Annotated in this window: 6 protein-coding genes; 3 read left to right on the forward strand and 3 right to left on the reverse strand. The window is 65.7% G+C overall.

Annotated features, from left to right (window positions below; translation table 11 throughout):
* The first annotated feature begins 80 nt into the window (after nucleotides 1-80).
* The 3 genes from ACZ418_RS41330 to ACZ418_RS41340 all read left to right on the forward strand — a co-directional run bounded on the left by ACZ418_RS41330 (nucleotide 81) and on the right by ACZ418_RS41340 (nucleotide 4114).
* The gene (locus ACZ418_RS41330; protein WP_468373578.1) at nucleotides 81-1112 is read left to right on the forward strand and encodes a DUF4158 domain-containing protein; all 1032 of its coding nucleotides are present in this window, start codon (nucleotides 81-83) and stop codon (nucleotides 1110-1112) included.
* A complete protein-coding gene (locus ACZ418_RS41335; protein WP_468373580.1) occupies nucleotides 1013-2293 on the forward strand; it encodes a transposase in 1281 nt (426 codons plus the stop codon). The genes ACZ418_RS41330 and ACZ418_RS41335 overlap by 100 nt, the downstream gene beginning before the upstream one ends.
* Nucleotides 2294-2365: 72 nt before the next feature.
* Nucleotides 2366-4114, forward strand: a complete 1749-nt coding sequence (locus tag ACZ418_RS41340; protein WP_468373582.1) for a sialidase family protein — start codon at nucleotides 2366-2368, stop codon at nucleotides 4112-4114.
* Nucleotides 4115-4620: 506 nt separating this feature from the next.
* Here ACZ418_RS41340 and ACZ418_RS41345 read toward each other — a convergent pair.
* From ACZ418_RS41345 to ACZ418_RS41355, 3 genes are all read right to left on the reverse strand, one after another.
* A complete protein-coding gene (locus tag ACZ418_RS41345) occupies nucleotides 4621-5088 on the reverse strand; it encodes a hypothetical protein (RefSeq protein ID WP_468373585.1) in 468 nt (155 codons plus the stop codon).
* Between the two features lie 256 nt (nucleotides 5089-5344).
* Nucleotides 5345-6112 carry a transposase gene (locus ACZ418_RS41350; protein ID WP_468373588.1) on the reverse strand — a complete coding sequence of 256 codons (768 nt, stop codon included), beginning with the start codon at nucleotides 6110-6112 and terminating at the stop codon, nucleotides 5345-5347.
* A 34-nt stretch (nucleotides 6113-6146) separates the two neighbouring features.
* Entirely contained in the window at nucleotides 6147-6863 is a 717-nt protein-coding gene (locus ACZ418_RS41355) for a hypothetical protein (protein WP_468373591.1), read from the reverse strand.
* Nucleotides 6864-7017 lie beyond the last annotated feature (154 nt).

Raw genomic sequence — 7017 nt, forward strand, 5'->3', positions numbered from 1 at the left:
TGGTGGCCGTCTGCGCTGATCACGATGGGGCCGGAGGGGCCGATGGCCACGCGGGTGTTCTCGGATGAGGAGCTGGAGGGTTGTCCTTCCCGGCGATCGGCAAGGACGAGCTGATCCGCTACTTCACCCTCACCCCGGCCGATCAGACGTTCCTGCGGAAGTTCCGCGGGGCCCAGAACGTGCTGGGCGCCGCAGTACAGCTGTCCACGCTGCCCTGGCTGGGCTTCGTGCCTGATGACGTGCCGTCCATCCCGCTGGCGGCGGTCGGCCGTCTGGCCCGCCAGCTCGGGCTTGCCGTTGGCGATCTGGCGGGCTACGGCGAGCGGGAGCAGACCCGCACCGACCATCTGCGGGAGATCGCCGACTATCTGGGGTGGAAGCCGGCGAAGGCACTGGAGCTGAAGGAGCTGGACGAGTTCCTGCTGGCCCGCGCCATGGAGCACGACTCGCCGAGTCTGCTGTTCCGGCTGGGGTGTGAGTACCTGCGGTCGGCGAAGGTGATCCGGTCGGGCGTGGTCTCGCTGCTGGAGAAGGTCGCCACCGCCCGTCAGGCCGCCGAGCGGGAGACCCACGCCCGGGTGACTCACCTGCTGGATGCCGGGCGCGCGCAGGGGCTGGACGGGCTGTTGGTCGTCGAGCCGAAGCTGAAGTCCTCGCGGCTGCACTGGCTGGTGACCGGGCCGGTGCAGGCGTCGCCCAACAGCGTGGACGGCGAGGTCGAGAAGCTGAAGTTCCTGCGCGGCCTGGGCGCCGACACGCTCGACCTGTCCGCGCTGCCCGCCGAACGGCGCCGCCACCTGGCCCAGATCGAGCGCCGTCTGACCGCACAGGCCCTGGTGCGGCGCGAGCCCAACCGGCGCCACCCGATCCTGCTCACCCTGCTTGCGCAGTCCGCCGTCGACATCCTCGACTCAACGACGACGGCGAGCTGGTCATCTCCCCGCTCACGACGGAGGACATCCCCAGCGAGGCCGAGGACCTGCACACCGAGCTGGAGCGGATGCTGCCTAACGTGCCCATCGCCTCGCTGCTGGTGGAGATGGACCGGCACACCGGCTTCCTGGACTGCTTCACGCACGCCGGCGGCACGCAGGCCCGTTCCCCGCAGCTGAAGAGAAACCTGATCGCCTGCCTGATCGGGCTCTCCGCGAATCTAGGGTTGCACGGGATGGCGGCGTCCTGCGGCATCCCGTACGACGTGCTGGCGTGGACGGCGGAGTGGTACATCCGTGAGGAGACGCTGCGCGAGGCGAACATCTGCCTGGTCAACTACCACCACCAGCTGCCCATGACGGCCATGTTCGGCTCCGGCACCCTGTCGTCCTCGGACGGGCAGCGGTTCCCCACCCGGGGCAAGTCGATCACCGCCCGGCACCTGAACAAGTACTTCGTCTCCAAGGGCATCTCCACCTACACCCACGTCTCGGACCAGCACTCGACGTTCGGCACCAAGGTGATCGTGGCCACGCACCGCGAAGCGCACTACGTGCTGGACGAGATCCTGGGCAACGCCACCGACCTGCCGATCACCGAGCATGCCACGGACACGCACGTCGTCACCCTGGTCAACTTCGGCCTGTTCGACCTGGTCGGCAAGCAGCTCTCCCCGCGTATCCGCGATCTGGGCAAGATCACGCTGTACCGGATGGGCACCAGGGCCGACTACGAGGAGAAGTTCGCCACCGCGGGGCCGCTGCTGACGAAGAAGGCCAACCTCGACCTGGTCGCCGCGCACTGGGACGAACTCCTCCGCCTGGCCGGGTCGCTGAAGTACGGGTACGCCACCGCCTCCCTGATCGTCGGCAAGCTGTCGGCGTCCTCCCGGCAGAACGCGCTCGCCGCGGCGCTCAAGGAGTACGGGGCCATTCGGCGCACGATCTACGCCGCGAAGTACCTGTCGGACGAGGGCTATAGGCGTAAGATCGCCCGGCAGCTGAACAAGGGCGAGTCCATCCACTCCCTGCGCCGCCAGCTCCACTACGCCCGCGAAGGCAAGGTCACCCGGCGCCAGCCCGAGCAGCAGAACGAGCAGGCCTGGTGCCTGACCGTCGTCACGAACGCGGTGGTCTGCTGGCACACCGAGTACATGGGCCTGGCCGTCGGTGAACTGCACCGCGCCGGCCGCGAGGTGGACGCCGAGGTGCTGGCGGACATCTCCCCGGCCCGCAGCTCGGCGGTCAACTACTACGGCTCGATCACTGTCGACTACGAACGCGAACTCGCCCAGCTCGACGAGAAGGGCCACCGCCCGTTGCGGACGGTGGCCACCGACGAGCCCGGAGCCGGGCTGTAGCAGCGACCGGCCCCGCGCCGTCCCATCGGCTGCTTGCTCAACGCTCTGGCCGCGCCGTGCTAACCCATCGGCATGATCTTGCTACCGGAAGGCGTTTCCTCGATGCTGTCGGTTCACCAGGCTTTCAAAATGCCCGCTATGGGATCTTCGAAACTCGCTGCAAACGCGAGAACACTCGTGGCTGCGGCAATGCTGGGCGTGGTGAGCGCGCCCGGGTCCGTGCACGCTGCCACCTCAGGACCGGCGCAACTACCATCCGGCACCTCGCGCACTATCGGCGATCTTCCCACCGATCAAGCGCACGCCGTCGCTCCAGGCCCAAAGCCGCCACTGCTCAGCACCCCGCTCAACGATCCACGCGGTAAAAGGATCTACCGCGGGTGGAGCCCCACCTACCCCCGGTACAGCAATCGCGCACATAGGGACCAGGACGGTGTATTCATCGTCGACGGGACGGCGTCCGCCAACAGTGGGGGCGGCAACGAGCCGAGCATCGCCGTCAACCCCAACAACCCTAAAGAGATCGCCATGGCCAGGTTCGGGAACGCCTGGCCCGGCAACGCTGACCTGCTCCTCTCAAAGGATGGCGGGCGAACCTGGAAAGACGAGAAGGCAATTCCGCCGCCGCCCGGTGTGCCGGGAACGGATCTGTGTCCGTGTGACCAGACCATCGACTTCGGCCGCGATGGCAGGCTCTACGGGACATTCATGACGCTCGACCTCAATGACGATACAACGCGCGTGGTGACGGGTTCGACAACCGACCCCACCCGCGCTGATAAGTGGCATTGGAACGGAAATCCCGCCCAACTCACCAGCAATGGACGCACCCAGGCCGATCAACCGCAGCTGTTGGTGAACCACGACCCTGACAACCGCCACCAGGACGACGCGTATGTCGCCTACGAGGACTACACCACTGGTGAAGTCCGTGTCGCTGTCTCCTACGGCGCCGACCCGGTCAACATCACCGTCGACAACAAGGCGGGCACCGGGGGAGCGGGTACGCCTACCGGTCAGCGCCTCGCGGCCGATCACCGGAACGGCGCGGTCTATGTGCTGTACGAGCAGTGGGGACCCCAGATGATCTACAGGCTCAATCGGTCGACAGACGGGGGGCGCACCTGGGGACTGAACGGAGACCCGGACGGTCTCATCGTGGATACCGTCCCCAGTGACCAAACCTTCATCTTCGGCGGGGTGAATGCCGTGCTCGGCGGGCTCGACTCCATTGCGGTCGACCCCCGCAATCGAGATGTGTATGTCGTCTACGGCCAGGACGCCGCAGGGGGCACCAACCAGTTTAAGATCCGCCGCCTTAGGGACAACGGCTCGGGCGGGCTCACCGTCGGTCCAGCGCACGACGTGTCTACTTCCACCAACACCGCCCTTCCCGCAGCCGCGGTGCTGTCTGACGGGACCGTCGGCGTTCTGTACGACACCTTTGACGGAAAGACGCCATCCGTCCCCACCCCGTACGGCGATGCTGGCCAATATCCGATCTTCTCGGCGCATCTCGCACGCAGCGCGGACCACGGCAAAACATTCAAGGATGTCGCGCTCCAGAAGTTCCAGTCACCGGTGAATTACTGGACCTTCCTTCCAGCACCGCAGCGCGTGCTCGGCGACTACCAGCAACTCAAGGCGGTGGGTGACAAGTTCTTCGGCGTCATTGCTGGCAATCTGAGCGGAGTCCCCTTCGTCAATCCGGCCCTGGAGGCGGTTGACCACACGCCCGTCACCCCCGTTGATGCCATTTTCTTCAGCGCTAAGGGTGAGCGCGGACACAGCCACCATGACGGCCGGGGCCGGGCTCGATGACCCAGCAAAACGGGTGGAGTTCATCCACTGACAGGTCCTGCGGCGCTCCGTACTGCGGCCGATGAAACGAGCCCCGGCGAAATGGGCTTCCCGGCCGGGGCTATGGTGTGTCATGGCCTGAAGCCCGGACCGGGCCGCGTAAACCCTCAAGATGCGGCCGTAGGAGTGAGGGAGCATCCTGAACGAGTGGCAGTTCTTCACGCCCCCGATCTGAACCGCCTATGGCGCGGGCCGCTCAAGCTCAACCAGTGACCTTCGCCCAGGGCGCCCGGACATCCGGCGAGTTCGCTCGCCAGAGTTCAACAGATTGTGGAGTATACGATGCGCGCTCCGATACGGAAGATCGTCTGCCCCTTCTGATCGACCAGTACGGTGTCAACGCCTGCACATAGTTCAAGTCAAAACTCCAGACATGGCTAGAGAACCATTACCAGCCGCAGCATGCCCCTGCCCACTGACGGCGATTCGGTCGGCTGCGATGAGCCGGGGCCTCCGACAGGTCCCGGTTAGCAGTTTTGGAGGGTGCCGTGATGCGCGGTTGGCGCGACGGTCGAAGTTATGTCCTTGGCGTCCTGCGGTGGGGCCGTGGCGGAGACCTCGCGCAGCCCAGCTTTGTCGCCGCTTAGATGCTTCTCCCATGCGATGTTTTGGGAGTCTGTGAATTTGATGAAGGCCCCGCCGGTAATTTTGTACTGCGATAGCTGTTGGATCTGCTGCCAACCGCAGGGGTCGATCACGTCGAAGTGTGCATATTCGTGCCTGTCTTCGAAGACCAAGACCACGTTGCCGATCTGTTCTTTGCTGTGGTTTTCGATGGTGACTGATTGGTCGTCCTGGAACTCGTAAGTGACGAGGGAAGCCTGCGCTTTCTTGGCCTCTTCATCGGCCCTCTGTTGCACATTTTTGGCTCTATTTTCGGCAGTTTGAGCGATTTGGGTCGAGTAGATGGAGTTCCCCAGCGCGAGGACTGCCACACCCAAGCTTCCCCAAGCCGCCCACGCCGAGACGTTCCGCCGCTTTCTGGGGGGCGGGTCCATTGGGACGGGGGATTCCGGTATGTCGGGAGCCATGGCCTCAGATCTACACCGGTCCACCGCTCCTGGCTCGGCTGGATGCTCCACGCGGGTGAGAATCGAATCCCCTGGGCGGCTGGAGGGCCACCCTAAGGGATGTCCCGTAAATGATCGTTCTCGCGGTCGGGGTCGTCCTGCCGTCGCGACGACCGGGCGCCTACCCGGCGAGCATGAGGTTGTGCATGCGGGCAATGCCGGATATCGCGTGGTGGACGCCGTCACCACGTAGGCGGCAATTGCGCAGGATCTTCCAGGTCTTCATGCGGGCAAAGGCGTGCTTGACGCGGGCTCTCACCTGCTTGTGGCTCTTGTTGTGGGCCTGCTTCCGTGCTGGGAGTTCCTCGCCCTTGCGGCGGCGGTGCGGGATGACCAGGCCGGTGCCCGGATAGCCGCCGTCGGCGATCGTGGTGGTGTTCCCGACAGCAGCCTTGGCGCCGGACTCGACCCAGGCCCGGCAGTCGTTTCGGTTCCCCGGCAGCGGCCGGCCGACCACGACCACCGGCCGGGTGTCAGCGTCAATGACCACCTGATGGTTGGTGGAGTAGCGGTAATTCTTCGACTGCTCGGCCACCTTGTGGTCCCGGGTCGGGACCAGGGTGCCGTCCACGATCAGCACCGCGTCCTTCGCGAACCGCTTGCGCGGCTGGAGTGCGAGCTTCGGGCCGAGGTGGTCGATGACCGGGTCGGCCGCAGACTTCGACACCCCGAAGAGCAGGGCCAGTTGCCGCAGCGTCAGGTTCGTCCGCCAGTACGCTGCCACCAGCAGCACACGGTCCTCCAACGACAGCTTCCACGGCCGTCCCCGGCCGGTCGCGTCGGCGCCCTCGCGCCGCAGCTGGGCCACCAGCTTGCCGAAGGCGCGCGGGCTCAGCCCGGTGAACGGCGCTATCCAGGGCGGCTCCGACGCCGTAATCACACCAACCACGGCCAAGATCATCGCAGACGTTGCTGCGAACCGATTAAGGAGTCAGTGCGACAGAAACGCTGGCCAGGCGGTCGGGCGATAGAGCGAGGTTTGCGGGGTTGCGAACCGAGTACTCGCCGTCGTTGATACGGACACCGCGTTCGGTGGTCGTCCAGCGCGCCGGACCCCACAGGCCCTGGGCTTCGAGGAGGGCGGCGGCCAGCGTGTCGGCGGCCTCGGCTTTGGCGCGGGCCCGCAAGGCAGCCGCTAGGCGATCCTTCGCATCGTCCGGTGGGGCATCGTCGCCGAGGGCGGGCAGCAGGAGCAGCAAGCGGGCGTGGGGGTCTGTGGTGGTGCCGCCGGGCAAGGCGTTGCCCGCCGCCGCGACCAGCTCCGGCCAGGACAGTCCGGGGCCCATGAAGTGGCCTTCCTCCGTGGCGAGGAGCTCGGCCCGATCCCAGTCGGGGTGGTGTAGGAGATAGTCGACGCCCTCGTCTTCCTCGAACGTGCGGTAGACGATATGGAAGCGGTGGCCGGCCCGTAGCGGGATGGAGGAGGGCCAGTCGGCCTGTGCGAGCAACCGGCGCTGGAAAGCTCCGGCCGCCTCGTAGTCGGCTCCGTACAGCAGTTCCTCCACGTCTGTGCTGTCCGCCCAGTTGTGGAGGTGTGCCAGCCAGAACAATCGCTCGTTCAGCAGCTCAGGCCGGTGAGTGAACGGCTCGTCGCCGTAACCCGGCAACCGGGCAGGGTGCAGATCCGCGCTGTTCGTCACAGAGGTCATCATGCCGCCCGCCTTTGCTGAGACGATAGTTCGATACTTACGGGACAGCCCTTAGACGTCGTTTCCTTTGGCGTGATCGTTCGTTGAGCCGTGCATGACGGATCTGGTTGAGCGGTTGGTGCCGGATGAGTTATGGACGCTGTTC

The organism is Streptomyces sp. NPDC030820, from assembly GCF_055572075.1.

What these genes read in the sequence shown, in the direction of transcription:
- ACZ418_RS41340 (WP_468373582.1), top strand. Translation starts at nt 2,366, where the DNA reads ATGATCTTGCTACCGGAAGGCGTTTCCTCGATGCTGTCGGTTCACCAG.